Origin of the sequence: Pseudoalteromonas sp. MM17-2 (assembly GCF_022347945.1) — a bacterium.
Lineage (GTDB): Bacteria > Pseudomonadota > Gammaproteobacteria > Enterobacterales > Alteromonadaceae > Pseudoalteromonas > Pseudoalteromonas ruthenica.
Map to the genome: position 1 here is coordinate 97361 of NZ_JAKRFV010000011.1, position 25615 is coordinate 122975.

The window sequence follows — 25615 nt, forward strand, 5'->3', positions numbered from 1 at the left end:
AGGAGAGGGTTGGAATTAAGCTAAGTGCTTGGCGTGAAAACGCAAATGTTGATCAATAAAGCTGCTAATAAAGAAGTAGCTATGATCGTAGCCGGGATGTTGCTCGAGAATAAGCTCAATGCCCGCTTCATCAGCGCTTGCTTGCAGCAGCTCAGGTTTAAGCTGCTGTTGCAGAAAATCGTCCGCCAACCCCTGACTGATCAGGAGCGGGGGACACTGCTCGGCGTTAGTATCTGCCAGTAGTAAGCTACTGTCATATTCGCGCCACGTCTGCTTATCATTGCCCAAATAGCCGGCTAAGGCTTTTTCACCCCAAGGACACCGAGTGGGGCTCGCTATCGGTGCAAAGGCACTGATACTGGCAAACTTATCGCTATTACGCAGCCCTAATACCAAGGCGCCGTGACCGCCCATGGAGTGGCCGCTGATGCTTTGCTTACCACTAACCGGGAAATGCTCGTTAATAAGCGCCGGTAGTTCCTCATTGATATAATCATACATCTGGTAGTGCTGATCATAAGGGGCTTGCGTGGCATTAACGTAAAACCCAGCACCCAGGCCGAAATCATAGGCCCCTTCTTTATCGTCCGCAACTTGCTCGCCACGAGGGCTGGTATCAGCGGCAACGATAATAAGACCAAGCTCAGCAGCACTTTTGAATGCTGCTGCTTTTTGCATAAAGTTCTCATCGCTGCAGGTTAAACCGGAAAGCCAATACAGCACAGGCGCGCGCTGACTTTCATCCACTCCGGGTGGTAAATAGATAGCGAACGTCATCGTGCAGTTGTTGACGGCAGATTCATGGCGGTAGCGTTTATGCCAACCGCCGTGAACCTTGTTCTTTGAGATCAGTTCAAGGCTCATAGTACCCTCTACTTATCAAAATGGATGACGCTGCGAATGCTCTTGCCTTGATGCATCAGATCAAACGCCTCATTGATATCCTCAAGGCCCATGGTGTGGGTTATGAAATCATTGAGAGCAAATTCGTTGTTTAAGTAACGCTCTACAATTTCTGGTAACTCTGAGCGTCCCTTAACGCCACCAAAGGCACTACCGCGCCATACACGACCGGTAACCAATTGGAAAGGACGGGTAGAAATCTCTTGTCCAGCACCGGCAACACCAATAACTACGGACTCACCCCAGCCTTTATGACAGCACTCTAGAGCACTGCGCATAACATTGACGTTACCAATACACTCAAACGAGAAATCAACGCCGCCGTCGGTCATCTCGACAATGACTTCTTGGATAGGCTTGTCGTAATCATTGGAATTAACCAAGTCAGTGGCCCCCAGTTTTTCTGCCAGGGCGAACTTGCTCTCGTTGATATCAATGCCGATAATACGGCTTGCACCGGCCATTTTCGCGCCAATGATGGCTGACAAGCCAATGCCACCGAGACCAAAAATAGCGACGGTATCACCCGGCTGTACTTTTGCAGTATTGAGCACCGCACCCATCCCGGTGGTGACGCCGCAACCAAGTAAACACACTTCTTCCAAAGGCGCTTCTTTATTCACTTTTGCTAATGAGATTTCCGGTAAAACCGTGTACTCCGAAAAGGTAGAGGTGCCCATGTAGTGATAAATTGGCTCACCGTCTTTATAAAAGCGTGTGGTGCCATCTGGCATCAGGCCTTTACCTTGGGTTTCGCGAATTTTCTGACATAGGTTGGTTTTGCCAGAAGTACAGAATTTACACTCACCACACTCTGGCGTATAAAGTGGAATAACATGATCGCCTACCGCCACACTGGTGACTCCTTCGCCGATGGCTTCAACAACACCGCCTCCTTCATGGCCCAAAATGGCAGGGAATATACCTTCTGGATCTTCACCAGAAAGAGTGAATGCGTCAGTGTGGCATACGCCAGATGCATGGACTTTAACCAGCACCTCACCGGCCTTGGGCATCATGACATCCACTTCTTCAATTTTAAGTGGTTGCTTTGGACCCCAGGCTACAGCAGCTTTTGATTTAATAAATTCGGCCATTTTTGTGTTCCCGTTTATGTAAAAGTGGTGAAATTATTACACAATATGATACTTTTTGGCCCAGATTAATATACTTTTACACAGAGGTAATAATGCGCTGGCAAGGTATGGTCGAGTTTGTCGCTGCTGCGCAAGCGGCTTCTTTCACTCAAGCAGCCAAACAACTAGGCACATCCGTGGCGCATATAAGCCGCTCGGTAAGTGCTTTGGAGGAGTACTACAATACTCAGCTGTTTATCCGCAGCACACGTAAAGTGGTGCTAACGCAGCAAGGTGAGCTGTTGTTGCATCATGCTAAAAAGGCGCAAGCGGTACTGGAGCAAGGGGAGTGGGCTCTCAAAGAGCAACAAGCGCAGCCCAGTGGGCAACTTAAAATTACCGCACCGGTGATGTTTGGTGAGCAATTTATTATGCCCTTGGTGCATCGATTTATGGCTAAATACCCCAAAGTGAGCGTCAATATGATGCTCAGTAACCAATCTCTAGATTTGATATCAGAACATATCGACTTGGCCATCCGTATCGGTGAACTGGCTGATTCCAACCTCACCGCACGGCGCATTGGTGCCCGCGCTGTAGTGGTTTGTGGCGCACCTTCATACCTTGAGCAGCAGGGGGAGCCTTATGCTTTAAGCGAACTCAACTATCATCACTGCCTGGTTGGTCATTCGGATTATTGGCGCTTTGCTGAGCAACAACGGGCGCGCCATGTGAAAATCAGTAAAACCCGGCTGCGTTGTAATAGCGGTTGGGCACTAGCGGATGCCGCCAAGCAAGGACTAGGATTGGTGCAACTGCCTGATTACTACGTGCGCAGCGATTTACAACAGGGGCGTTTGCATGAGGTACTGCAACCATTTGCGATACGCAAAGAGCCCATTTGGGCCGTCACCCCGGCTAACCTTTACTTGGCGAATGCCACCAAAACCTTGCTAGACTACTTTGCCGATCACCTCAGTGAAACGCTCAAGCCTAATTTTTAAGCCCAGCTCTGTGTAAACACAGGCGATGGCCGCGTTGGGATACCTATTCGCTGGCCCCTGTGTTAGCATCATCGCTTTGCAATTGGACTGTTAACCTGTTGATGTATAAGCCTGTCAGTTTATTTATTGGCCTGCGATATTCGCGACTCTCCAAAGGCAGTGCCTTTGTGTCTTTTGTGTCGTTTTTCTCCATCGCTGGCATCGCCTTAGGGATCACCGCCTTGTTTACGGTTATGTCGGTGATGGATGGCTTTGAAAACAACCTCAAACGCTCAATGTTATCGATGATCCCTCATCTGCAAATCGATATGCAGCAACGCAATGAAGCGCAGCAACAAGCACTGCTGACAAGGTTGCAGCAAATGCCTGAAGTTAAGGCTATCAACCGTTACCATCAAGCGCAGGCGATTGTGCAAAGTGGCGCCGATATCCAAGGTGTATTGCTGCAAGCTCCCTATGAAGCGCTTCCCGAGCATGTCACTGAACATGTTGAAGTAGGCGATAGTAGGCAGGTTTTTGCCCAGCGCTACACCATCGCCATTAGCCGTTACCTTGCTCGTTCTTTACAAGTGGGGCTAGGAGACACGTTGCGCGTGACCATTCCCAGTGTCTCGACCTATACCCCCATGGGGCGCATTCCCGCACAGCGATTGTTTACCATTAACGCCATCTATCGCACCGGATCTGAGCTTGATATGCATACCTTATTTACCTCCGGCGAATCATTACAACGCGTGATGCGCATCCGAGAGCAAGCGCACGCGCCATTAGAAGTGATGCTCAAGGACCCTTTCTTAGTGGATGAGGTGCTACGTAAACTCCCCATCGACCAGCGTGAAGGCATAACCGACTGGCGGCAAAGTCAGGGAAGCCTGTTTTCAGCAGTGGCAATGGAAAAGCGTATTATGAGCCTACTGCTAGGACTGATTATATTGGTGGCAGTGTTTAACATTGTTTCGTCGTTGACCATGATGGTGCGAGAAAAACAAGGTGAAGTCGCTATTTTGCAAACATTAGGGCTTAACTATCGTCAAGTGGCTCGCGTGTTTATGGTTCAGGGTATGTACAACGGTGTAGTGGGTAGCATTATCGGCGCCGTATTGGCACTGTTGGTGGTGAGTAATTTGAATACCCTTTTAACGAGTATAGGAATCCAGCTTCTAGGGCAGCAGGAGCTGCCCGTGGTGGTATCCTCTATTAATTTATTAGCGATTGTTGCCGGAGCAATTTTTATGAGCTTTTTAGCAACGCTATACCCAGCAAAAAAAGCGGCGCAGGTCCGCCCGGCAGAGGTTCTACGATATGAGTAATGCAGTATTACGCTGTGAAAGCCTAATCAAAACATATGCCGATGCAGCAGAAGAGATTACTGTTTTAAAAGGCATCGATTTATCTTTAGAGCGCGGCGAAAGTGTTGCCATTGTTGGCGCCTCTGGGTCTGGAAAAAGCACTTTGCTGCATATTCTTGGCACCTTAGATGTACCAAGTAGCGGCCAATTACGTATTTGTGATACCGATGTTGCGGCGCTTAGCCGTAAGCAACAGGCCCAATTTCGTAACAAGCACCTCGGTTTTATTTATCAGTTTCATCACCTATTAATGGAGTTTACCGCACTTGAAAATGTCGCTATGCCACTGCTTATCGCTGGGGTCAACGCTAAACAAGCCCAGCAAAAGGCAGCAGCTATGCTTGAGCGCGTTGGCCTCTCACACCGCTTGAGCCACAAGCCCGCCAAGCTATCCGGCGGAGAGCGCCAACGAGTTGCTATTGCTCGGGCCATCGTTAACGAGCCTGCCTTAGTCTTGGCCGATGAGCCCACAGGTAATTTAGACAAACATAATGCCCAGCGTATTTATGAACTTATTGCTCAGTTACAACAAGATTTAGGAACCAGCTTTGTGGTGGTAACCCATGATTTGGAGTTAGCAGGGAAGTTGAGTCGCCAGGTGGAACTTGATGAAGGGGTGCTTCATGAATCTGTGGTGGGCAAAGCACAATGAATGCCCTACAGCTAAGCTACCAACTTGCGCGGCGGTTTCGTAAATCTCAGCATCACTCTGGATTTATGGGCTTTATGGCGAAAAGCTCCAGTCTTGGCATTATCCTCGGTGTGGCGGTACTGATATTAGCGCTCTCGGTGGTTAATGGGTTTCAGCTGCAGTTGGTAGAGCGGCTGCTAGCCTTGGTGCCCCATGTAGAGTATGTCGCCGCTGATACCCCTATTGATAACTGGCAAGCGAAACGCAAGCAACTAGCAGAGCAGGATGCGGTAGCCAGCGCGGCGCCTTTTGTTGCTGCCAATGCTATGGCGCAATATCGAGGTGAACTTGCCGCCGCTCAGCTTCGGGGGATTGTGCCGGAGTTTGAAAGCCAAGTATCAATCGCCGATGACTTTATTGATGGTAAACCTTTAGCACAACTCGCAGGCAATGAGCTTATTATCGGCCAGCAGCTAGCAAAACAACTGGCGGTTAATATTGGTGATGATATCACTTTGCTAATGAGTGATGTGACGAATAAAAGCAAAGGACTGTCTGCACCGATCCGCATACAAGGTCGGGTAGTGGCCATGCTAAACAGCCATGGGCCGCTTGATAAGCAATTGATTTACCTGCCTATGTCTAGGTTGCAGTCTGCTTTTTCAATGGCCGACCATCAGGTCACAGGGCTAAGAGTAACACTGCATGATGTCTTTGCCGCGCAAACTCAGGCAATGGCCATAGGCCGTACACTCAGTGATTATGTGTACGTCAATAGCTGGATAAGAACCCAAGGCAGCCTCTATGCGGACATTCAAATGGTTCGCACTATTGTGTATTTAAGCGTCTTTTTGATCATCGCGGTGGCGAGCTTTAATATCGTTTCGTCGCTGTTTATGGAAGTAAAAGAAAAACAAAGCGCCATCGCTATATTGCGCACCATGGGGGCCAGTGACTTTGTGATTATGCATGCATTTTTGCTGCAAGGTGTGGTGTCAGCGCTGTTCGCGATTATAGTGGGTATTGTTATCGGCGTACTGTTAGCCATGAACATCACCGAACTTTTTGCTTGGTGGAGTGCCTTTATCGGTGAGAACAAGCTGGCTGGGGTCTACTTTATCGACTTTTTACCTTCGCAAATCCATTGGCAGGATATTGTTGCTATTGCTGTGATTGCCCTTGTGATCACTGTTTTAGCCTCTATATACCCAGCTTGGCAGGCCAGCAAAGTGGACCCAGCTAAAGTACTTGGCAATTAACGGCAAAATCCGTCGTAGCTCTTGCAACACGCAGTGGTAATTCGTAAAGTGAAGCCAGCGTTAACAGATAAAAAAGTAGTAACATGTCAGAACAACAAGAACAGCAAAAAGAACAAGAAATTCGCGAATTCCAACGCCACTGTTTCCAAAGTGCGCAAAAGCACTTAGCAGAGAAGGGCATTATGCCTAAATCGGTTGTCGACAAAGACAGTCGATTCCTCGCCCCTTTGTGTGCAGTGTGGAAATTTAGAGCGCAAAACGGCAAAACCTATTGGGTGATCACAGGGCGCTTGCCTGCTGATCATGTTGAGGTTACAGCAGCCACCAACGCACGTGAAGCAATGCGCTATTTCTCGTTGCAGTGGCAAATGCAAGCTGAGCAGCTACTCAATAGCCAAAACTTAGATAAAACCCAACACGACTTTGCACAACTGCTAATCAAGCGCGCTCACGGCTTGTATGAGCTGTGTGACAAAGACGCGTTATGGGTTAATGAACCATCGTAAAAGGGCTTGAATCACATTGTGCAATAGGGCATTGCAGGCGTTGCCTTGGAATGCCCGCCTCCATAAACACGCACCCACACGGCGAGAAACCCTTGTTCTTAAAGCGCTCGACTTCATCGAGTAAGCAGTTAATGCATATCGACTCTAAACCATTACTGGCCGCGTTGCTCAGTATGAAAGTGAGCATTTGCGAGTAAATGCCTCGGTTCCGATGGGGCGGTAGCACGGCTATTCGGCCAAGTAAGCCATCTTTACATAGCCGCGCAGTGGCAACGGGTTCGCCGTTATCTGCATAGGCAATAAAGTGCAGGGCGGTTGTATCGCGGCCATCAAACTCGATGGCCTTTGGTATATTCAGCTCACACACAAAAACCCTTTCGCGAATTTGCCTTATTGGGTTGTCTTGTGATCCCCAGTCGACTTGGTGGATCTGATAGGACATACACCCTCCTATTCACTGTACCAGTATCCCTCATTGATCAGTGTAGACAAGGTTTGTCGAAAAAGTAAACAATTTAACGCAGGCTCAAGTACAGATGTGCAGATGCTTTGCTGATCACACAAGGCTCGTATAACGCCTAGATGCTCAATTGGAAGGGAAAAGCTGTGCCCCTCGACAAATAATATCACCGCGTTATCGCGAGTAATGTATAGGGCTCGTAAGCCTCCTGCCTTGTATAAATGCGGATAATCGCTCACATAGTCGCAAATAGTATCTGCGCACATGGCGGGTTCAACAGGGAGTAAGTCTTTGTCATGTTTAGGTTGGCTCAACGTTTCGCCAATAAAGCGCAAAAACACCTTATCGTCATCGATTACCTGATGCATTAGCGCACGTAGGGTGTCGAGCTCGTGTGTTTGAAGTTGGCCTAGGCTGCTACGAATTGCCAGTTCTGGGTCGCCATAGCGATGTTGACCTAGGTCGTGATCGATAAGGTGATCGGCAAAGGCACTCATTAAATCAACTTGGTTGGGAGCGCGAAAACCCACCGAGTAGTTCAGTGAGGGGGCCACGGCATAGCCTTCGTGCGGTGCATTCGGGGGAATATAGAGAATATCGCCAGGCTCTAGTTGCACATCAATAACGGCCTCAAAGGGGTCGACTTGTAATAATCCCTTATTAGCACTGAATTGACGTAGGTTCTTATTGACCTCGCCAACGCGCCAATGGCGTTGCCCTTGCCCTTGAATAATGAACACATCATACTGATCTAAATGCGGACCAACACCGCCGCCTGGGGTAGAGTAACTAACCATTAAGTCATCAATACGCCAGTTCGGAATAAATCGAAATGGTTCCAGCAATTGACTTGCCTCAGGATGCCAGTGATCCACCGCCTGCACTAGCAAGGTTGAGTCAGACTCGCCAAGGGCGCTAAAGTCTTCAAAAGGACCATTTTGACATTGCCAACTGCCATCATTGGTGACAATCCGTGATTCAATCCCTTCTTCCATAGCAAGCCCGGCAAGCTCTTCGGGTGAAAGTGGGTCATTGAAATCAGTAAAGCCCGCTTTTATCAGCAAGGGCTTCTTTTGCCAGTAGTGTTGCAAAAACTGTTCTTGAGTCAGCTCATTGATTGTTAAGCTATACATAGTTTCTCCCAATAAAAAAGCGAAAGGGCAGCCCTTTCGCTTTTATGTTATCACTGTCGATGGATTTATAGGTTGTCTACAAATTCAACGGCACGGCCAATGTAATTTGCCGGTGTTAATTCTTTTAGTTGCGCTTTGATTTGCTCAGGTAACGCTAGGGTGTCGATAAACTCGGCCATAGCGCCTTGGTCTACACGTTTACCTCGAGTCAGCTCTTTAAGCTTTTCATACGGTTTTTCAATGCCGTATTTACGCATTACGGTTTGAATCGGCTCAGCAAGCAGCTCCCAGTTTTGGTCGAGCTCAGCCAATAGGCGCTCTTCGTTCACTTCTAGCTTGCTTACACCTTTTAACGTTGCTTGGTAGGCAATCAAGGTATAACCCATGCCCACACCTAAGTTACGTAATACGGTTGAGTCGGTGAGGTCACGCTGCCAACGAGAAATTGGTAGTTTTTGCGCTAGGTGGGCGAAAATCGCGTTGGCGATGCCAAGGTTACCTTCGGAGTTTTCAAAATCAATCGGGTTCACTTTATGCGGCATGGTTGATGAGCCAATCTCGCCGGCAATGGTCTTTTGCTTAAAGTGGTTTAGAGCAATATAACCCCACACATCACGGTCAAAGTCGATGATAATGGTGTTGAAGCGGGCAACGGCATCAAACAGCTCGGCAATATAGTCATGCGGTTCGATTTGTGTTGTAAAGGCATTCCAGCTTAGGCCTAAGCTTGTAACAAAACGCTCGGCGTGGCTGTGCCAATCGTAATCAGGGTAAGCACTTAAGTGAGCGTTATAGTTACCGACTGCGCCATTGATCTTGCCAAGCAATTCAATGCTCGCAACCTGATCACGTTGGCGTTTTAAGCGCATATAAACATTGGCAAACTCTTTACCCATGGTCGAAGGCGAAGCAGGCTGACCGTGAGTACGGGTCATCATCGCCACCGATTTGTACTCAACCGCTTTGGCTTTAATAGCCTCAAGCAGTTGATCCATGTAAGGGAGTAATACGGTATCGCGGGCTTCACGCAGCATTAAACCATGAGATAGGTTGTTAATGTCTTCCGAGGTGCAGGCGAAGTGGATGAACTCGTTGATGGCGTTAAGCTCAGCGTTATCAGCCACTTTTTCTTTTAGTAAATATTCAACGGCTTTAACATCATGGTTGGTGGTGCGCTCGATATCTTTGACACGCTGTGCGTCTTGCTCGTTGAAATTGGCTACAATGCCATCGAGGAGTGCATTGGCTTCGCTACTTAAAGCCGGAACTTCAGTGATCTGCTCGGCAGCAGCAAGAGCTTGTAACCAACGTACTTCTACCTGTACGCGGTATTTGATCAGGCCGTATTCACTAAAAATGCTACGTAATTCGCTGGTCTTGCTACCGTAGCGCCCATCTACCGGAGAGATCGCGGTTAACGCTGAAAGCTCCATATTAACTCCTAAGTTTTACGTTTGAACGATAATGTCTATGTGTACGCCACCGGGGCGGCGCTGGGGTTTAAAGTTGTTCTTTGGCCAATGCCAACATCTTGCGCTTGGCAAAAATAAAATGCCGCCGTTTACCGCCTAACTGGCGCCACAACACCGCCGCGCGAATACCGGCTAATAGCAGGGCGCGAATACGGCTTTGGATGCTGCTTTGTTTGAGTAGTTGAGGCTGACCAAATACTTGAATACGTTGCCCAAGGGGGCTTATTACCGTCGCATATGTCTCGGCAAAAGCGGCAATAATGGACTCATCCATTAGCTCTAAGTGAGTCAGCTTATTTTTAGTGGTTTGAATTTCACTACCCAATTTATTCAACGCCTCAGGCTTGGAGGCTAAGATGCGCTCGAGCTGAATTAAGCCACCGACATATTTTACGAGTTCGACATTTTTCTCGGTGCCGGCACTTAGCTGAGCCACCAGGGCGCGATAGCCGCTGTATAGCTCGCGACGAGAGCCGTATACATCTTCGACGTTATCCGGGTCGGTAACTACCAGCGAATTGAGCAGGGGTTCGATATCACTTTGCTGGGCTTGGCCATACTTAGCGAGCTTTTGTACTTGAATGGCCACTTGGCACATAGCGGCTAGGGCCATGATCTGATTGGCATTCATATTATTTAATCACCGAGTCGATAATGCCGCCACCTAGGCACACATCTCCGTCATAAAAGACCGCCGATTGACCGGGTGTTACCGCTTTTTGCGGCTCATCGAACAGCACGCGTGCGACGCCGTCTTCACCAGCGACCACGGTGCAGGGGATATCTTGTTGGCGATAGCGGGTTTTTACCGTAAGTCGGCATGTGCCCTTAGGCCCGATGCGATCAACCCAATGCAGTTGATTGGCGTTTAAGCCGTTGCTAAATAGCCGTGGATGATTTTTGCCTTGGCCAACGATAAGCACGTTGCGCTCAATGTCTTTATCGACCACATACCAAGGCTCTCCTGAACCTTCTTTTAAACCGCCTATATGCAAACCTTTACGTTGTCCTAGAGTGTGATACATCAACCCTTCATGCTCGCCGACAACTTCACCTTCGGTGTCTTCAATGTTACCGGGTTGGGCGGGCAAGTAACGCTGTAGAAAGTCTTTAAATTTGCGCTCGCCGATGAAGCAAATACCGGTGCTGTCTTTTTTATCGTGGGTGACTAGGCCTTGTTGCTCAGCGATGGCACGCACTTGTGGCTTGGGAATATCACCGACCGGGAAGAGGGTTTGCGCGATATGTTCATGACTCAACGTATACAAAAAGTAGCTTTGGTCTTTATTGTCGTCTTCGCCGCGCAGCATAACAAACTTATCACCGCGTTGCTCACGGCGCACATAATGACCTGTGGCAATATAATCGGCGCCTAAGGCTTCTGCAGCAAACTCTAAAAAGGCTTTAAATTTGATTTCTTTATTGCACATGATATCTGGGTTCGGGGTACGTCCTGCCTTGTATTCGGCTAAGAAGTACTCGAACACGTTATCCCAGTATTCGGCAGCGAAGTTGACCGTATGCAGCTCAATTCCCAGCTTTTCACATACCATTTCCGCATCTTTTAAATCTTCGGCGGCGGCACAATATTCGTCATTGTCGTCTTCTTCCCAGTTTTTCATAAACAAGCCTTCCACTTGGTAGCCTTGCTCTTTTAATAGGTATGCTGAGACGGAGGAATCCACACCGCCGGACATGCCGACGATGACTTTTATTTGGCTGTTATCGGTCATAAAAACTGAAAATAACTATCACGTTGCTACTAAGGCGCGGATTATACCACGCTTACATAAGGGCTTGAAGTACTGCTGCGCGCTTAGTCTTGACAATGACGCAGATATTCTAAGGGTAAAACAGGGCGGTTTTGGGCGTCATCAATGCATGTTAACACGATGCTCGAACGCAATGGCTGCTCCTTGATTTGCGCTATGTTCAGCCAGTGGCAGGCAATAATATCGCTATCTTGGGGAGCGGTTTCACTTGCTTCATCGAGCTCAGCAAAAAAGCAAAATCGCAAATAATGGGTGCCATTGCGCGCTTGTAGACTGTAAATACCCACCAGGCCTTGCGGCGCGAGGTTGAGCCCTGTTTCTTCCAATAACTCGCGCTGCGCTGCTGCAATTAAGCTTTCGTTCGCTTCCAAATGGCCCGCTGGTTGATTCAATACACGCTGGCCGGTGCTTTTATCGCGCTCTTCTACCAGTAAATAGCGCTCTGCGCACTTTACGATCATGGCGACCGTGACATTTGGCTTATGCATAAGGGCGCAGTTCCTGATACTGGCCGGGTTGTAACTCACCCAATTGATACTCACCTATACTGGCTCTTACCAACCTAAGGGTGGGGTGGCCCACATGGGCGGTCATACGCCTTACTTGGCGGTTACGCCCTTCACTGATAGCAATTTGCAGCCAGGTAGTGGGCACACTTTTGCGCTCACGAATAGGCGGGTTGCGAGGCCAAAGGTGAGGTGGCTCGGCTATCACACTTACCTTGGCAGGGCGGGTCAGACCATCTTTTAATTCGACCCCGGTTCGTAGTGCCTTGAGCGCTTCTTTACTGACTGCGCCTTCGACTTGGGCCCAATAGGTTTTAAAGGTGTTTTTTTTCGGATTGGCCAGTTGATGTTGTAACTTACCGCAGTTAGTCAGCAGTAGCAGGCCTTCAGAGTCTCTATCTAGGCGACCAGCGGCATACACATGTTTAATTGGAATAAAATCCGCCAGGGTTTGCCGTTTTTCAGCGTCGGTGAATTGGCTAAGCACATCGAAAGGCTTATTAAACAGCACGACTTTTACTTGCTCTTTCGGCAACGGGGGCTTACTGGCTTTTTTCGGGCGCGTGCGCGCATGGCCGGTTGCGCTTTTAAATCCACGTGGTTGTTTCATCAATGTTAGTTTTTCCAATAAAAAAGGCACCCATTATGGGTGCCTTCCAATGCATTAATGGCGATTACTTAAGTTTAGCTAGAATCGCGTTAAATGTCTCGCTTGGACGCATCGCGCCGAAGGCAAGTTTTTCATTTGGCTGGTAATAACCACCAATGTCCATGGCTTTACCTTGGGCACCGTTAAGCTCATCCATAATCTTCTGCTCGTTGCTACGCAAATCACCTGCAATTTCTGTGAAACGTGCTTTTAGATCAGCATCGTCATCTTGAGCTGCAAGCGCTTCGGCCCAGAACAGCGTTAGGTAGAAGTGGCTACCACGGTTATCGATTTCACCCACTTTACGAGACGGTGATTTGTTTTCATCTAAGAACTTCGCTGTTGCTGCATCTAACGTATCGGCGAGCACTTGTGCCTTGGCATTGTCAAAGCGACCGCTTAGGTGCTCGTATGATGCTGCCAGCGCAAGGAATTCACCTAAAGAATCCCAACGTAAGTGGTTTTCTTTTTGGAATTGCTGCACGTGCTTAGGTGCACTACCGCCGGCGCCAGTTTCAAACAGACCGCCGCCATTCATTAATGGAACGATAGACAGCATTTTAGCACTGGTTCCCAACTCTAGAATCGGGAATAGGTCAGTTAGGTAGTCACGCAATACGTTACCGGTAACGGAAATGGTGTCTTTACCGTCTTTGATACGCTCTAATGAGAACTGCGTTGCCGCGACTGGGTCCATGATACGAATATCTAGGCCGTCAGTATCGTGCTGAGGTAAATAGGTGTTCACCTTTTTGATTAGCTCTGCGTCATGGGCACGGTTTTCATTCAACCAGAGTACCGCAGGGGTGTTTGACGCGCGTGAACGATTCACTGCTAGTTTAACCCAGTCTTGGATAGGCGCGTCTTTAACCTGACACATACGCCAAATATCACCGGCTTCAACATCGTGCTCGATTAAGGTGTGACCGTTCGCATCGACAACGCGTACTTTACCGGCTGATTTAATCTCAAACGTTTTATCGTGTGAGCCATACTCTTCTGCTTTTTGCGCCATCAAGCCGACGTTAGGTACGCTGCCCATGGTGCTTGGGTTAAATGCGCCGTGCTTTTTACAAAACTCAACGGTTGCATCGTATACGCCAGAGTAGCTGCGATCTGGGATAACAAATGCGGCGTCTTGCAACTGGCCATCGGCGTTCCACATTTGGCCTGACGAACGAATAGCAGCTGGCATTGACGCGTCAATGATCACATCGCTGGGTACATGTAAGTTGGTGATGCCTCGGTCTGAGTCAACCATGGCTACGCGTGGGCGCTTGTCATACACGGCCATAATGTCCGCTTCAATTTCTTTGCGCTTGGCTTCATCAAGGTTTTCGATACGTGCATATACATCGCCAATACCGTTTTTGACGTCTACGCCTAACTCATTGAAGAGCTCACCGTGCTTGTCGAAAACGTCTTTGTAGAACACCTTAACCGCGTGGCCGAAGATAATTGGGTCAGACACTTTCATCATAGTGGCTTTCATGTGCAGCGAGAACAACACGCCTTGCTCTTTCGCAGCATCAATTTGTTCGCCAATAAAGGCCTGTAATTTTGCTGCGCTCATGCGTGAGCCATCAATAATTTCGCCATCAAGTAATTTTACTTCCGGCTTCAATACGGTGGTGTTACCTGCACCGTCAACATGCTCGATACGCACGCTAGTGGCTTTATCAACGGTCACTGACTGCTCAGAGCCGAAGAAATCGCCGTCTTGCATTGACGCGACACGTGACTGTGAATCTTTGCTCCATGCACCCATTGAATGTGGGTTTTTGCGAGCGTATGCTTTTACAGAAGAAGGCGCACGACGATCTGAGTTACCTTCACGTAATACAGGGTTTACCGCACTGCCTTTTACTTTGTCATAACGTGCTTTAACGTCTTGTTCTTGCTCGTTCTTTGGCTCATCTGGGTAATCTGGAAGGGCATAACCCTGCGCTTGTAACTCTTTAACAGCCGCTTTCAGCTGTGGAATTGAGGCACTGATGTTAGGCAATTTGATAATGTTTGCTTCAGGTGTTTTTGCCAACTCACCTAATTCGGCAAGTGCATCGCCAATGCGCTGATCTTCGTTTAGGAAATCGGGAAATAGCGCAATGATGCGCCCCGCTAGCGAGATATCACGGGTTTCTACCTCAACGCCCGCAGCTTTGGAATAGGCTTCAATAACAGGTAGGAGTGAGTAGGTAGCCAGGGCTGGCGCCTCATCAGTTTTTGTATAAATGATTTTCGAGGTCATTTTGTGTCCTAATTTATCGTTGTATCGTATCGACCGCTTTTAAAGTCTAGTTTAGCGCGGCCAACTCGTGCTGTTACTGTATGGCAGTGTAACAAGCTAAACAGAAAAGCTCCATTCACCTAGACGTTAGGGCGATTAGAAAAAATTCAAGTAATGTTTACACAAATGAACGAATTTTACGGTAAATAAAAATGAGGGAGGGGTCAGGGGGAAATCAAAGCGAGCCGAAATACTGCAAAGCCCGCTCTTCGATGTACTGTTTAATGTCTGCGTACGCTTCAAAAGCACTTAGGTCTTTCCGCATTAAAGCGGTTCAGAGCCATCAGTTGGTGCAATATTGGTTGCGTGCAGGCCTTTAGGCCCTTGTTGCAGTTCAAACGTAACATCTTGGCCAGCTTTCAGTGTTTTATATCCGTCCATCTGAATAGTGGAATAGTGGGCAAAGATATCTTCTTCGCTACCATCTTCCTGGATAAAACCGAACCCTTTGGCGTTGTTGAACCATTTGACTTTTCCACAAGCCATACTTCTACATCCTTCTATAAGTTGACTAATTTAGTTAATCTAAACCTGATAGTTTGTTAGACTGGCGAATGAATAGCCAGTCCACGTTTGACTGTAGTTTATTTGGTCATTCAGTCAAGTTTTTTGTGCATTTTTTTAACAGTTTATTTATTTTTGATTTCAGGTTTGCTTGAGATCTAGAGACAAGACTATATTTAGATATGAGTGGAATGAAAGATTCAGGTGTTGTAGAACGTAGTCGTGACGAGCAAAAGCAGAAGCTGCAGCCACCGCGCAAGTTTAAGGTAATCTTAAATAACGACGACTACACGCCCATGGACTTCGTTATTGAAGTGTTAGTAACGTTTTTCAATATGGATAGCGAAAGAGCAACAGACGTGATGCTCAAGGTCCATCACGAGGGTAAAGCGGTTTGCGGTATCTACCCTGCAGATATTGCCCATACCAAAACAGAGCAGGTTAACCGCTACGCCCGTGACCATGAGCATCCACTGCTTTGCAGTTGTGAGCAGGAATAAAAGTTTGAAAGTTTTGGGGGTTGCCAATGCTAAATAAAGATCTAGAGATTACCTTGAACAACGCGTTCAAAGAAGCCCGCACACGCCGCCATGAGTTTATGACGGTGGAGCATTTGCTGCTGGCATTACTAGATAATCCATCCGCGAATGAAGCCCTCATTGCCTGCGGTGTTGACTTGAGTTTGTTGCGTAACGAATTATCTGAGTTTATTGATGAAACAACGCCGGTCATCTCAGATCTTGAACAAGAACGGGAAACCCAGCCAACACTCGGTTTTCAGCGTGTTTTACAGCGTGCCGTGTTTCATGTGCAGTCGTCTGGGAAAAGTGAAGTCACAGGCGTCAACGTGCTGGTCGCTATTTTCTCTGAGCAAGAGAGCCAAGCCGTTTACTTATTGAAGAAAAACGACGTTAATCGCCTTGATGTAGTGAACTTTATCTCCCACGGCATTTCGCGCATGGACGACGAGGGTGAAGAACTCGGTGATCATGAAGAAATTCACGAAGAGATGGGTGGTGAAGCGTCGGAAGAGCAAAATATTCTCGACAAATACACCACTAACCTCAACGTGCAGGCAGAAAAAGGGCAGGTAGACCCGCTGATCGGTCGCGATCAAGAAGTGGAGCGTACTGTTCAAGTGTTGTGCCGGCGCAAAAAGAATAACCCGTTGTTGGTCGGCGAAGCCGGCGTGGGTAAAACGGCCATAGCCGAAGGGCTGGCCTATCGTATCATCCACAATGAGGTCCCTGAGGTTATCGCCGATGGCGTGGTTTACTCCCTTGATATGGGGGCCTTGCTTGCTGGTACTAAGTACCGGGGTGATTTTGAAAAACGTCTAAAGAGTTTGCTCAAACAGCTTCAAAAAGAACCTGGGGCTATTCTCTTTATTGATGAAATTCACACCATTATTGGTGCCGGCGCAGCATCGGGCGGCGTCATGGATGCATCGAATTTAATTAAGCCATTGCTTTCAAGTGGCGAGCTTCGCTGCATGGGGTCGACGACCTATAACGAGTTTAAGAACATTTTTGAAAAAGACCGCGCTTTAGTGCGTCGTTTCCAGAAAATAGATGTGAGCGAGCCAAGCGTTGAAGACACTGCAAAGATTCTTAATGGTCTGAAAGAACGTTATGAAGAGCACCACGGCATACGCTACACGCAAAAGGCACTGCGTGCGGCAGCTGAGCTAAGTGCAAAATATATCAATGAGCGTCATTTGCCTGATAAAGCCATTGATGTCATTGATGAAGCGGGTGCAAATCAACGCTTGCAGCCTGTATCTAAGCGCAAGAAAACCATTAATGTTGCCGATATTGAGCAAATTATCGCTAAGATAGCGCGCATTCCGCAGCAAAGTGTGTCTTCAAGCGACAAAGAAGTGCTTAAAAACCTCGACCGCAACCTCAAAATGTTGGTGTTCGGTCAAGATCAGTCAATTGAGGCTTTATCTTCTGCGATACGTTTGTCGCGCTCAGGCCTTGCCAATGAAGATAAACCCGTGGGGTCATTCCTGTTCGCCGGTCCGACCGGGGTAGGGAAAACCGAAGTCACTAAGCAGTTAGCCAAGTGCTTGGGGATTGAATTTATTCGCTTTGATATGTCTGAGTACATGGAGCGCCATGCCGTAAGTCGCTTGATAGGCGCACCGCCTGGGTATGTTGGTTACGAGCAAGGAGGGCTATTGACTGATGCGGTGATCAAGCAGCCACATGCCGTTGTGCTACTCGATGAAATCGAAAAGGCACACAGCGATATTTACAATATCTTGTTGCAGGTTATGGATCACGGCACACTAACCGATAACAACGGCCGCAAGGCGGACTTCCGTAATGTTATTTTAGTGATGACCACCAACGCGGGTGTACAAGAAACGGTGAAAAATTCCATTGGTTTTGCCACGCAAGACTCATCGCATGATGCGTTAGCGGAAATCAACAAGGTGTTTACGCCAGAATTTAGAAACCGTTTGGATAATATCATTTGGTTCAACCACCTTGATACCGAGGTGATCTTGCAAGTGGTTGATAAATTCTTGGTAGAGCTGCAAGCACAGCTTGATAAGAAATCAGTCAATCTTGAACTGACCGACGAAGCACGTACTTGGTTGGCTCATAAAGGCTATGATAAAGCCATGGGAGCACGGCCAATGGCGCGAGTGATACAGGAGCAAGTTAAGAAACCATTAGCTAACGAAATATTATTTGGTCAGCTCGTTGATGGCGGCGATGTGAAAGTGGATGTCAAAAACGATAAACTGGAATTTAACTACTCTGAAGAGCTTAGCCCCGCCTAGTATGTGTGGGACTTAGCAAAAAGCCCAGCACTTGCTGGGCTTTTTGCTAAACTGGCTTCGCTGGCAAATTAGCGCGCGCGGAAAACGATGCGGCCTTTGCTTAAGTCGTAAGGCGTAAGTTCCACAGTTACTTTATCACCAGTCAAAATACGAATGTAGTTTTTACGCATTTTACCGGAAATATGCGCCACAACTACGTGGCCGTTTTCTAGTTCTACACGGAACATAGTATTAGGTAGGGTATCAAGTACCGTCCCTTGCATTTCAATTACGTCTTCTTTCGCCATATCTAGCGTAACACCTCTGTGATAGTTAAACGCATGCGATTGTGCCGAAAAGCAACGAATAAGTAAAGCCAAGGCACTGAATTTGTCGAATTTGTGCTCATTCGACGGCAATCCACGCATCTGCGCGCAATCTTTGCGCTGGTCGGTACTGCAATTTATAGCGCATCTTGCGACAATCATCGATTTGATATCCCAAATAGACAAAGTCTTTTGCCAGCTTCTGGGCATGCTCTATCTGTTTGAGGATCATCACGCTTCCCAAGCTAAGCGCCTCATAGTCAGGGTCAAAAAAAGTATAAATCGCAGACAAGGAGTTGGGCATAACATCGGTGACGGCAACGCCAATCAAGCGCTCTTGATGCCAAAGCTCAATAAAAGCTATGTTCATCCACTTGCACAGTAAGAAACTTTCAAACTGGCTGCGCTCAGCGGGATACATACTGCCATCACTGTGGCGCTCATTAATATAGCGCTCGTACAGCGGGTAGTATTCAGGGCGCTCAAAGTGACTCACGTGCACGGAAAACTCTTTGACTTTATTAAGCTTACGCTTTTGCGAACGTGAAGGAGTGAACTCACTGGCTAATATGCGCACCGATTCACAGGCCGTGCAACTGGGGCAGTGAGGTCGATATATTTGTTCACCACTACGGCGAAAGCCATGTTGCAGGAGCGCTTCAAACCCTTGCGGGGTATAACATAAGGGATCAAGAATAACCAACAGCTGTTCTTCTTGCTCATCAAGATAACTACAAGGAAAACGTTGGCTAAGGCCTATTTTTATGGGAAGGTGTTGCGCCATAAGGAGACTCTAGTTGTCGTGCTCGCCAAAAAGACAAATCAATGGGATATTGATTACTCTCTTTAAGTCTAGCTAAAAAATCCTCTCTGGGTAGGGGAGTTGCCCCCAACTGCGCCAAATAGGGGTTCATCATTTGGCAGTCGATAAAATCTCCACCATGTTGCTTGAGCAATTCCACCAGCGCCCACATCGCTAATTTGGAGCAATCCCGTTGGCGAAAAAACATCGACTCACCGCAAAACACGCGTGACTGCATAATGCCATAAAGTCCGCCAACCAAACGGGGGCCTTGCCACACCTCAACGCTATGGGCTAGGTTTTGATGATGAGCTTGGATATATGCGTGCTCCATCGCATCTGTGATCCAAGTACCCTCTTGCGCTATGCGTTGTACTTTGCACTGATGGATAACCTCAGCAAAACACTGATTCACGCTTACGCTGATAGCAAGTTTGCGTGCGCTTTTACGCAGGCTGCGGCTAACGTGGAAATCATCAAGCTCGATGACGGCGCGCTCGCTAGGAGACCACCACATAAGAGGTTCACCTTCACTATACCAAGGAAAAATACCTTGGCGATACGCATCGCTTAAGCGTGAAGGGCTAAGGCAACCACCAATAGCAAGGAGGCCATCAGGGTTCTCTAGCGCAGTATTCGGGTGTGGGAAGCCTTCGTCAATGCTACCCAAGTGGTGTAAATATTGAGTCATAGAATAATGGGGCCGCAGCCCCATCAATACTTATTTTAAGTTATCTAGGTAACGCTCGGCATCGAGCGCCGCCATACAACCTGTGCCAGCAGAGGTAATTGCTTGGCGGTAAATGTGGTCAGACACGTCACCGGCAGCAAAAACACCTTCCACACAGGTTTGTGTAGCATTGCCATTTAGGCCTGATTCAACAACTAAATAACCGTCTTTCATTTCTAACTGGCCTTGGAACATATCGGTGTTCGGCTTATGGCCAATCGCAATAAACACGCCCATTACATCAAGCTCTTCGGTGGCGTCAGAATTGGCATCTTTAATACGCACACCTGTTACGCCCATGTCGTCACCTAACACCTCATCAAGTGTACGATTCCAATGGATAGTTACGTTGCCATTTTCAGCCTTTTCTAATAATCGATCAGAAAGGATTTTCTCACTTCTAAAGCTATCACGGCGGTGAATTACGTGAACTTCAGAGGCGATGTTAGACAAATACAAAGCTTCTTCAACAGCGGTGTTACCGCCACCAACAACAGCCACTTTTTGGTTCTTGTAGAAGAATCCGTCACAGGTCGCACACGCAGACACGCCACGGCCTTGGAAGGCCGTTTCTGAATCAAGGCCAAGGTATTTAGCTGATGCACCGGTGGCGATGATCAGCGCATCGGCTGTGTACGTGCCGCTGTCACCTTTGAGTTCGAACGGACGAACCTGGGTATTCACCTCATTGATGTGATCGAACACAATTTCAGTTTCAAAGCGCTCAGCATGCTCTTTCATACGCTCCATTAAAGCCGGACCCGTTAAACCGTGGGCATCACCAGGCCAGTTTTCAACTTCAGTGGTCGTGGTTAACTGACCGCCTTGTTGAATACCAGTAACCAGCACAGGGTTAAGGTTAGCACGGGCGGCATAGACGGCTGCGGTGTATCCCGCTGGGCCGGAGCCAAGAATAAGTAATTTACAGTGTTTGGCGCTCATACAACTTTCCAATTAATTCATGTGAACATAGTTATGCGGGTGATTCTAAGAAAAACAATCCATAAGTAAACAATTTTGCAAACATAACTCAGCGCTAAAACCGCAGGATGTCAAAAAATCTGTACTTGTGCGTTATTACAGCAAATAACGAATAACAAACCGTTATTTCATGACCTGTGATATTTTTTTTGCTATGTTCTAGGGCAATTATAAACTCGCCCCGAGGGTGCGCCCCCGGCGACGCAGAAAAATAAGGGCCTCATGTATTTTTGGCAACATCAAGCGGGCTATGCGCTCGAACAACAAGACATTGATATTTTACTTGATGCAAAAAGCTACCGGCAGCGACTGCTTGAGCTGATTGCCTCGGCTAAACACCGTATTTATATCACCGCTTTGTACCTTCAAGATGATGAAGCGGGTCGGGAAATTCTTGATGCATTACATGACGCATCGCGCCAAAACCCAGAGTTGGAAGTAAAAGTACTGGTCGATTTTCATCGTGCTCAGCGTGGGCTGATTGGCGCTGACAAAAGCGAGGGCAATGCGGCTTTGTATTACCAGCGCTTACAGCAAAGCGGCTCCAACGTGCAAGTATATGGCGTGCCAGTAAAAGCAAAGGAATTGTTTGGGGTACTGCACCTCAAAGGCTTTGTCATCGACGACACCTTGCTGTACAGCGGAGCGAGCCTAAATAACGTTTATCTACACTATTTCGAGCGCTACCGCTTAGACCGGTATTTTGTTATCAAGCAAGCACAATTAAGCGACGCCTTTGTGGAATTTATAGAGCAGACCTTAATCGCCTCTGACGCCGTGCCACGCTTAGACAAACGGCCAATTCCAGCCTTTGTCGATATTAAAGCCGAGCACAAGCAATTAGTAAGGGCACTGAAAAAAGCAAGTTATCGCCAGAGCAGCCAAGACAGTCATGCCCCCTTAACCGTACGCCCTTTTATTGGGCTCGGGCGGCGCAACAACAAACTTAATCGTTTAATCAAGCAACTGTTTGATATCACCGATAATGAGCTTGTGCTTTATACTCCTTACTTTAATTTCCCGACGCCGCTATTAAGAGCGCTACGCAGGCTGTTACGTCAAGGTAAGCAAGTAACCATTGTTGTAGGTGATAAAACCGCCAATGATTTTTACATCCCTCCGACTGAGCGCTTTTCGAAAGTAGGGGCTCTGCCTTATTTATACGAAACCATTTTGGCCAAGTTCCTAAAAAACCAAAAGCGCTTCATCGAAGCGGGTAATCTCAATGTGTACCTGTGGAAACATGATAGCAACTCGTTTCACTTAAAGGGCATATGCAGCGACAAGCGCTACCACTTATTAAGTGGTCATAACCTTAATCCTCGAGCTTGGGGTCTGGATATCGAAAACGGCATTTTTATTGATGATAAAGACGGACAAATGGTTGCAGCGATTGAGCAAGAAAAGCAGGCGATTATGCAACATTGTACCCGCTTGAACAGCTATAAAGAGCTAGAGCAAATGGCTGATTACCCAGAGCCAGTGCAAAAGATTCTTGGCCAGGCCAAGCGCGTCAAAGTGGACTTTGTCGTAAAACGCTTTATTTAACGTTTTATAAAGCGACTCATAGCGGGTCGCTTTTTTGTTTGCGTAGTCGTCACCCGTTTATTGTGACCCAAGTGTGGGGGAACAATAGGGGGTTATAGCGATATAGTATTTGGTGCGACGGTCGAATCAGTGCCAAAACCAGGTTTTCAGGTTTAACTCGTTTTTGCCCCAAAACGGACTGTCACTCTCTAGCTAATCTAGGGAGGGCTTTTCTAATTCCTGCCAAGATGTTGCTCCAACCGATACGCTTTTTCCAAAGCTTTCCGTCGACTAAAACTTTATAACAATCGATCCGATCAGTTTTATATAGTTCAAGTTTATGAGTAATGGGTTCACCACTATCGTAATCGGTGATTTCGATTATTCTTCTTAGTTCAGGAATGTTTTGTGGCTCTACGAAGCTTTCTTGTTCTATAGCAAATTTTCGATTAGTGTATGATTTACGATAATTTTTTGAAGCTTTATTAGTTTGTCTATACATAGGTAATCTCCTACCTTACAAGGTAGCATACCTTGCAAGGTCTCACTAATAAGCTGTTATAAGCCACTCTAGTTTGGCACTAAATTAAGGATGATGATGAAAAAAACTCTTTTACTGCTAATGTCTCTTTCGCTATTCGCATGCTCTTCGACTCCTCCTAAGCTTGATGCAAACGAAGAGTTCGAACGACTCTATGTCGCGCTTGGAATGGAAGAAATCTTAAGTTCATTTGGTGGTGAAATAAATATCAGTCCTGAAAAATTGTTTTCAGAAACGTTGAGTGATTTACCTGAAAATCAAAAAAGAATTTTTATCGAGTCTATGCCTTCAAAAATAATGACTGATCCTATCAATGTAAATGCAGCTAAAGTTGTATTTAGAACAAAGCTTCTCTCGTTATTAACAGCCGAAGAGTTAAAGATTGCAGCAGATTTTTATTCTAGTAATGTTGGCTTAAAGGCACATCGAGCTATCATAGAGGCAGAAGTAGCTGTTTCTGAGTCTTTAGATTGAATTAATGGCTTATAACAAGTTACTCAAAAGGACGCAAAACGCTTGGCTTGTGCTCCTTCGTCGCTAATTTTAGCCAAGCATTTATGCGCCCATTAGTAAGGCGTTATGTAACAAAGTGAGAATAGTAGATGAATAAGGAAGTTATAGGGAAATATTTAGCAATCTTTGGATTAATGCTTTTTTGGGCACCACTTTGGGGAGTAATTGATTCGTATTTAATTATGTCCTCATCATTCCAAGAGATAACGTTGTTTGGAGCTAATGAACCTAAAACATCACAGGAAGAAATGTCAGCAGCAGCTTTATCCACGGTAATAGGAATCCTCCTATTTTTATTTGCGATTTGCCTTTTGACATTTACAGTTGTGGGATTGAATTATAGAGCTAAGTGGTTTTTTTGGGCGCTTATAGTACATTCAATGCTATTACTCTTGTTGTTCCCACTTGGCACAGTACTAGGAATAATTGTTCTTGCAGCGCTAGTTATGGGTAGGAAAAGATTTGGACTCCGTGGCAATGTTACATAACAAGAAATTCCAGACGGACACAGCGCCTTCCGCACTTTTGTATTCCTCGCTGCGCTCAGACATTAACACAAAACTGCTCCAGGCGCTGAGCCGCTGAATTGAGCGTTATGTGCAAAGGATAGCTGTGAGAATAATTCTAGTTTTACTGACCGTATTCTTAAGTTCATGTGCGACTTCAAATGACTTAGAGTTTGTGTCATTTACTATAGGTGCAGATACTTTTGATTCTTCAAATGGGACATTTGAACGCTCACTTTGTTTAGATGATAAGGATAAAATTAAACTCACACTGCTACTCAAAGAAAATGAGAAACGAGAGTTGTTTGAGCTTGCTAAACTAGATGTTATCGATGGTAATTTAGACATAGATGATCTAGAAAAAATATGTGTGAGCAGTTATCCGTTTGAGATTTCATATATTGATAATACAGGTAAAATCATAACGTCTTGTTTCTCGGCATTGCGTTATGATGAAGCAAGAGTAGCAAGCTTCGTTTACGCTCTTAAAGAAGTTAAAGAGTTACCAAAATCTAGTTGCAGGTTTTATTGAGGTTTGCACATAACAAGCTGTTTAATCGTGGACAAAATCATGTTGGCTTGGTTTCGCTTCGCTTCACATTTTAGCCAACATAATTTTGCCCATTAACAGGGCGTTATAAATACCTAAAGGATAGAATTTGGACGTAACATTTTTCGCAGCAAATAGTGATTGCGATTACAGCAGGTTTGAAGAATTATCTGAGTCCTCAATTTTGGGTGGAGGTTTCTTTACCAAGGATCAAATAAGCGATCTATTAAGTTGCTTTAAGTGCGCCGGTTCTGCGTTAAGTGATTGTCTTTGGCTATTACCGTTAAATTTCTCTGAGGCGCTAGTAACAATTGACGATGAAGTGTTGAAAGGTATTGCCGTAAACTGGTCAGACGAAATATCGTGGGAAAATACGAATGTTAATTCTATGGATCTAGCAGGTCATTTATTAGAGTTAAAATACGCATACTTACAACATTCAGATAAAAGAATTTTTGCACTATTTGAGTAAGTATTTATAACAAGGAAAATTAAAAAGTGCGGACAAAAAACAGTTGGCTTTGTTCGTGCCTCACAAGTTTTAGCCAACTATTTTTAGCCGTTTATTTGCGGCGTTAGCTATCAAGGATAGAGTTGTGAAATTATCACGTATATTGTTATTAACCTTTTTATTTAGTTTCCAATCAAATGCCGAAGTGTTTGATGCAAAATCTTTCTTTGAGTCATCAATTGAGAATACAAAAGCGAAAGCTCATGAATTTATTGATTTATATTTAACTCAAAAAAACTTTAAAAAAGCGCATGAACTTTTATGCTCTGATATTGCGGAAAGAACCCCTTTATCAAGTTTGGAGGCTGTTTATGAGCAGCTAAACAAGTTTGCTGACCTAAGTA

At 46.4% G+C, this 25615-nt stretch carries 28 protein-coding genes and 1 pseudogene; 13 read left to right on the plus strand and 16 right to left on the minus strand.

Annotated features, from left to right (window positions below):
- Window positions 1-15: 15 nt before the first annotated feature.
- Together fghA and MHM93_RS10800 are read right to left on the minus strand one after the other, a co-directional pair.
- Window positions 16-864: an S-formylglutathione hydrolase gene (gene fghA / locus MHM93_RS10795; RefSeq protein WP_239449147.1), complete on the minus strand. Its 849-nt coding sequence runs from the start codon at window positions 862-864 to the stop codon at window positions 16-18.
- A gap of 8 nt (window positions 865-872) precedes the next feature.
- A complete protein-coding gene (locus tag MHM93_RS10800) occupies window positions 873-2000 on the minus strand; it encodes an S-(hydroxymethyl)glutathione dehydrogenase/class III alcohol dehydrogenase (RefSeq protein ID WP_239449148.1) in 1128 nt (375 codons plus the stop codon).
- A gap of 89 nt (window positions 2001-2089) precedes the next feature.
- Between MHM93_RS10800 and MHM93_RS10805 the strand changes: the two genes are divergently transcribed.
- The 5 genes from MHM93_RS10805 to MHM93_RS10825 all read left to right on the plus strand — a co-directional run bounded on the left by MHM93_RS10805 (window position 2090) and on the right by MHM93_RS10825 (window position 6728).
- Window positions 2090-2983 (plus strand): LysR substrate-binding domain-containing protein, encoded by an 894-nt coding sequence (locus MHM93_RS10805; protein WP_239449163.1) that lies wholly within the window; start codon window positions 2090-2092, stop codon window positions 2981-2983.
- 101 nt (window positions 2984-3084) lie between these two features.
- Window positions 3085-4293, plus strand: coding sequence for a lipoprotein-releasing ABC transporter permease subunit (locus MHM93_RS10810; protein WP_239408004.1), 1209 nt, complete (start codon window positions 3085-3087; stop codon window positions 4291-4293).
- A complete protein-coding gene (lolD, locus tag MHM93_RS10815) occupies window positions 4286-4984 on the plus strand; it encodes a lipoprotein-releasing ABC transporter ATP-binding protein LolD (RefSeq protein ID WP_235419050.1) in 699 nt (232 codons plus the stop codon). The genes MHM93_RS10810 and lolD overlap by 8 nt, the downstream gene beginning before the upstream one ends.
- Complete coding sequence (locus MHM93_RS10820) at window positions 4981-6222, plus strand: lipoprotein-releasing ABC transporter permease subunit (RefSeq protein ID WP_239449149.1); 1242 nt, start codon at window positions 4981-4983, stop codon at window positions 6220-6222. The genes lolD and MHM93_RS10820 overlap by 4 nt, the downstream gene beginning before the upstream one ends.
- 83 nt (window positions 6223-6305) lie before the next feature.
- Window positions 6306-6728, plus strand: coding sequence for a DUF4826 family protein (locus tag MHM93_RS10825; RefSeq protein ID WP_022944159.1), 423 nt, complete (start codon window positions 6306-6308; stop codon window positions 6726-6728).
- Here MHM93_RS10825 and MHM93_RS10830 read toward each other — a convergent pair.
- The 9 genes from MHM93_RS10830 to cspD form a co-directional block, all read right to left on the minus strand.
- Entirely contained in the window at window positions 6712-7170 is a 459-nt protein-coding gene (locus MHM93_RS10830; protein WP_022944160.1) for a GNAT family N-acetyltransferase, read from the minus strand. The two genes, MHM93_RS10825 and MHM93_RS10830, sit on opposite strands and share 17 nt — an antisense overlap.
- 8 nt (window positions 7171-7178) lie before the next feature.
- The gene (locus MHM93_RS10835; protein ID WP_239449150.1) at window positions 7179-8321 is read right to left on the minus strand and encodes a cupin domain-containing protein; all 1143 of its coding nucleotides are present in this window, start codon (window positions 8319-8321) and stop codon (window positions 7179-7181) included.
- A gap of 65 nt (window positions 8322-8386) precedes the next feature.
- Window positions 8387-9754, minus strand: a complete 1368-nt coding sequence (purB, locus tag MHM93_RS10840) for an adenylosuccinate lyase (RefSeq protein WP_239449151.1) — start codon at window positions 9752-9754, stop codon at window positions 8387-8389.
- A gap of 67 nt (window positions 9755-9821) precedes the next feature.
- Window positions 9822-10424, minus strand: a complete 603-nt coding sequence (hflD, locus tag MHM93_RS10845) for a high frequency lysogenization protein HflD (RefSeq protein ID WP_239449152.1) — start codon at window positions 10422-10424, stop codon at window positions 9822-9824.
- Window position 10425: 1 nt separating this feature from the next.
- Window positions 10426-11526, minus strand: coding sequence for a tRNA 2-thiouridine(34) synthase MnmA (mnmA, locus tag MHM93_RS10850; RefSeq protein WP_022944164.1), 1101 nt, complete (start codon window positions 11524-11526; stop codon window positions 10426-10428).
- 83 nt (window positions 11527-11609) lie between these two features.
- A complete protein-coding gene (locus MHM93_RS10855; RefSeq protein WP_239449153.1) occupies window positions 11610-12053 on the minus strand; it encodes an NUDIX hydrolase in 444 nt (147 codons plus the stop codon).
- A complete protein-coding gene (locus MHM93_RS10860; protein WP_239449154.1) occupies window positions 12046-12681 on the minus strand; it encodes a pseudouridine synthase in 636 nt (211 codons plus the stop codon). The genes MHM93_RS10855 and MHM93_RS10860 overlap by 8 nt, the downstream gene beginning before the upstream one ends.
- A 64-nt stretch (window positions 12682-12745) precedes the next feature.
- Window positions 12746-14968: an NADP-dependent isocitrate dehydrogenase gene (locus MHM93_RS10865; protein ID WP_239449155.1), complete on the minus strand. Its 2223-nt coding sequence runs from the start codon at window positions 14966-14968 to the stop codon at window positions 12746-12748.
- 303 nt (window positions 14969-15271) lie between these two features.
- Window positions 15272-15493 carry a cold shock domain-containing protein CspD gene (gene cspD, locus MHM93_RS10870; protein WP_022944168.1) on the minus strand — a complete coding sequence of 74 codons (222 nt, stop codon included), beginning with the start codon at window positions 15491-15493 and terminating at the stop codon, window positions 15272-15274.
- 200 nt (window positions 15494-15693) lie between these two features.
- On the opposite strand from cspD, the gene clpS reads away from it, so the two are divergent.
- Together clpS and clpA are read left to right on the plus strand one after the other, a co-directional pair.
- Entirely contained in the window at window positions 15694-16011 is a 318-nt protein-coding gene (clpS, locus tag MHM93_RS10875) for an ATP-dependent Clp protease adapter ClpS (RefSeq protein ID WP_053911292.1), read from the plus strand.
- Window positions 16012-16037: 26 nt separating this feature from the next.
- A complete protein-coding gene (clpA, locus tag MHM93_RS10880; RefSeq protein ID WP_130145334.1) occupies window positions 16038-18305 on the plus strand; it encodes an ATP-dependent Clp protease ATP-binding subunit ClpA in 2268 nt (755 codons plus the stop codon).
- Window positions 18306-18373: 68 nt separating this feature from the next.
- On the opposite strand, the gene infA is transcribed toward clpA, so the two are convergent.
- The 4 genes from infA to trxB form a co-directional block, all read right to left on the minus strand.
- The gene (gene infA, locus MHM93_RS10885) at window positions 18374-18592 is read right to left on the minus strand and encodes a translation initiation factor IF-1 (protein ID WP_010560183.1); all 219 of its coding nucleotides are present in this window, start codon (window positions 18590-18592) and stop codon (window positions 18374-18376) included.
- 97 nt (window positions 18593-18689) lie between these two features.
- Window positions 18690-19394 carry an arginyltransferase gene (locus MHM93_RS10890; protein WP_239449156.1) on the minus strand — a complete coding sequence of 235 codons (705 nt, stop codon included), beginning with the start codon at window positions 19392-19394 and terminating at the stop codon, window positions 18690-18692.
- The gene (gene aat, locus MHM93_RS10895) at window positions 19360-20103 is read right to left on the minus strand and encodes a leucyl/phenylalanyl-tRNA--protein transferase (protein WP_045978765.1); all 744 of its coding nucleotides are present in this window, start codon (window positions 20101-20103) and stop codon (window positions 19360-19362) included. Before aat ends, MHM93_RS10890 begins: the two co-directional genes overlap by 35 nt.
- 30 nt (window positions 20104-20133) lie before the next feature.
- Entirely contained in the window at window positions 20134-21084 is a 951-nt protein-coding gene (gene trxB / locus MHM93_RS10900) for a thioredoxin-disulfide reductase (protein WP_239449157.1), read from the minus strand.
- A gap of 261 nt (window positions 21085-21345) precedes the next feature.
- On the opposite strand from trxB, the gene pssA reads away from it, so the two are divergent.
- Window positions 21346-22671, plus strand: coding sequence for a CDP-diacylglycerol--serine O-phosphatidyltransferase (gene pssA / locus MHM93_RS10905; RefSeq protein WP_130145338.1), 1326 nt, complete (start codon window positions 21346-21348; stop codon window positions 22669-22671).
- A gap of 181 nt (window positions 22672-22852) precedes the next feature.
- Here the strand turns inward: pssA and MHM93_RS10910 are convergent, their stop codons facing one another.
- The gene (locus MHM93_RS10910) at window positions 22853-23152 is read right to left on the minus strand and encodes a hypothetical protein (RefSeq protein WP_045980054.1); all 300 of its coding nucleotides are present in this window, start codon (window positions 23150-23152) and stop codon (window positions 22853-22855) included.
- A 96-nt stretch (window positions 23153-23248) separates the two neighbouring features.
- Between MHM93_RS10910 and MHM93_RS10915 the strand changes: the two genes are divergently transcribed.
- The 5 genes and pseudogenes from MHM93_RS10915 to MHM93_RS10935 all read left to right on the plus strand — a co-directional run.
- Window positions 23249-23665 carry a hypothetical protein gene (locus MHM93_RS10915; protein WP_152440964.1) on the plus strand — a complete coding sequence of 139 codons (417 nt, stop codon included), beginning with the start codon at window positions 23249-23251 and terminating at the stop codon, window positions 23663-23665.
- A gap of 128 nt (window positions 23666-23793) precedes the next feature.
- Window positions 23794-24192, plus strand: a complete 399-nt coding sequence (locus MHM93_RS10920; RefSeq protein WP_239449158.1) for a hypothetical protein — start codon at window positions 23794-23796, stop codon at window positions 24190-24192.
- 124 nt (window positions 24193-24316) lie between these two features.
- Window positions 24317-24742 carry a hypothetical protein gene (locus MHM93_RS10925; protein ID WP_239449159.1) on the plus strand — a complete coding sequence of 142 codons (426 nt, stop codon included), beginning with the start codon at window positions 24317-24319 and terminating at the stop codon, window positions 24740-24742.
- A gap of 127 nt (window positions 24743-24869) precedes the next feature.
- Window positions 24870-25232 (plus strand): hypothetical protein, encoded by a 363-nt coding sequence (locus tag MHM93_RS10930; protein WP_239449160.1) that lies wholly within the window; start codon window positions 24870-24872, stop codon window positions 25230-25232.
- Between the two features lie 124 nt (window positions 25233-25356).
- A pseudogene (locus MHM93_RS10935) lies at window positions 25357-25615 on the plus strand (hypothetical protein); the annotation flags it as partial.

Excerpts from the sequence above, each read along its gene's own strand:
- fghA (WP_239449147.1), bottom strand. The coding sequence starts at position 864 with ATGAGCCTTGAACTGATCTCAAAGAACAAGGTTCACGGCGGTTGGCAT.
- MHM93_RS10800 (WP_239449148.1), bottom strand. The coding sequence starts at position 2,000 with ATGGCCGAATTTATTAAATCAAAAGCTGCTGTAGCCTGGGGTCCAAAG.
- MHM93_RS10810 (WP_239408004.1), top strand. The coding sequence starts at position 3,085 with ATGTATAAGCCTGTCAGTTTATTTATTGGCCTGCGATATTCGCGACTC.
- lolD (WP_235419050.1), top strand. The coding sequence starts at position 4,286 with ATGAGTAATGCAGTATTACGCTGTGAAAGCCTAATCAAAACATATGCC.
- MHM93_RS10820 (WP_239449149.1), top strand. The coding sequence starts at position 4,981 with ATGAATGCCCTACAGCTAAGCTACCAACTTGCGCGGCGGTTTCGTAAA.
- MHM93_RS10825 (WP_022944159.1), top strand. The coding sequence starts at position 6,306 with ATGTCAGAACAACAAGAACAGCAAAAAGAACAAGAAATTCGCGAATTC.
- MHM93_RS10830 (WP_022944160.1), bottom strand. The coding sequence starts at position 7,170 with ATGTCCTATCAGATCCACCAAGTCGACTGGGGATCACAAGACAACCCA.
- MHM93_RS10835 (WP_239449150.1), bottom strand. The coding sequence starts at position 8,321 with ATGTATAGCTTAACAATCAATGAGCTGACTCAAGAACAGTTTTTGCAA.
- purB (WP_239449151.1), bottom strand. The coding sequence starts at position 9,754 with ATGGAGCTTTCAGCGTTAACCGCGATCTCTCCGGTAGATGGGCGCTAC.
- hflD (WP_239449152.1), bottom strand. The coding sequence starts at position 10,424 with ATGAATGCCAATCAGATCATGGCCCTAGCCGCTATGTGCCAAGTGGCC.
- mnmA (WP_022944164.1), bottom strand. The coding sequence starts at position 11,526 with ATGACCGATAACAGCCAAATAAAAGTCATCGTCGGCATGTCCGGCGGT.
- MHM93_RS10855 (WP_239449153.1), bottom strand. The coding sequence starts at position 12,053 with ATGCATAAGCCAAATGTCACGGTCGCCATGATCGTAAAGTGCGCAGAG.
- MHM93_RS10860 (WP_239449154.1), bottom strand. The coding sequence starts at position 12,681 with ATGAAACAACCACGTGGATTTAAAAGCGCAACCGGCCATGCGCGCACG.
- MHM93_RS10865 (WP_239449155.1), bottom strand. The coding sequence starts at position 14,968 with ATGACCTCGAAAATCATTTATACAAAAACTGATGAGGCGCCAGCCCTG.
- cspD (WP_022944168.1), bottom strand. The coding sequence starts at position 15,493 with ATGGCTTGTGGAAAAGTCAAATGGTTCAACAACGCCAAAGGGTTCGGT.
- clpS (WP_053911292.1), top strand. The coding sequence starts at position 15,694 with ATGAGTGGAATGAAAGATTCAGGTGTTGTAGAACGTAGTCGTGACGAG.
- clpA (WP_130145334.1), top strand. The coding sequence starts at position 16,038 with ATGCTAAATAAAGATCTAGAGATTACCTTGAACAACGCGTTCAAAGAA.
- infA (WP_010560183.1), bottom strand. The coding sequence starts at position 18,592 with ATGGCGAAAGAAGACGTAATTGAAATGCAAGGGACGGTACTTGATACC.
- MHM93_RS10890 (WP_239449156.1), bottom strand. The coding sequence starts at position 19,394 with ATGGCGCAACACCTTCCCATAAAAATAGGCCTTAGCCAACGTTTTCCT.
- aat (WP_045978765.1), bottom strand. The coding sequence starts at position 20,103 with ATGACTCAATATTTACACCACTTGGGTAGCATTGACGAAGGCTTCCCA.
- trxB (WP_239449157.1), bottom strand. The coding sequence starts at position 21,084 with ATGAGCGCCAAACACTGTAAATTACTTATTCTTGGCTCCGGCCCAGCG.
- pssA (WP_130145338.1), top strand. The coding sequence starts at position 21,346 with ATGTATTTTTGGCAACATCAAGCGGGCTATGCGCTCGAACAACAAGAC.
- MHM93_RS10910 (WP_045980054.1), bottom strand. The coding sequence starts at position 23,152 with ATGTATAGACAAACTAATAAAGCTTCAAAAAATTATCGTAAATCATAC.
- MHM93_RS10915 (WP_152440964.1), top strand. The coding sequence starts at position 23,249 with ATGAAAAAAACTCTTTTACTGCTAATGTCTCTTTCGCTATTCGCATGC.
- MHM93_RS10920 (WP_239449158.1), top strand. The coding sequence starts at position 23,794 with ATGAATAAGGAAGTTATAGGGAAATATTTAGCAATCTTTGGATTAATG.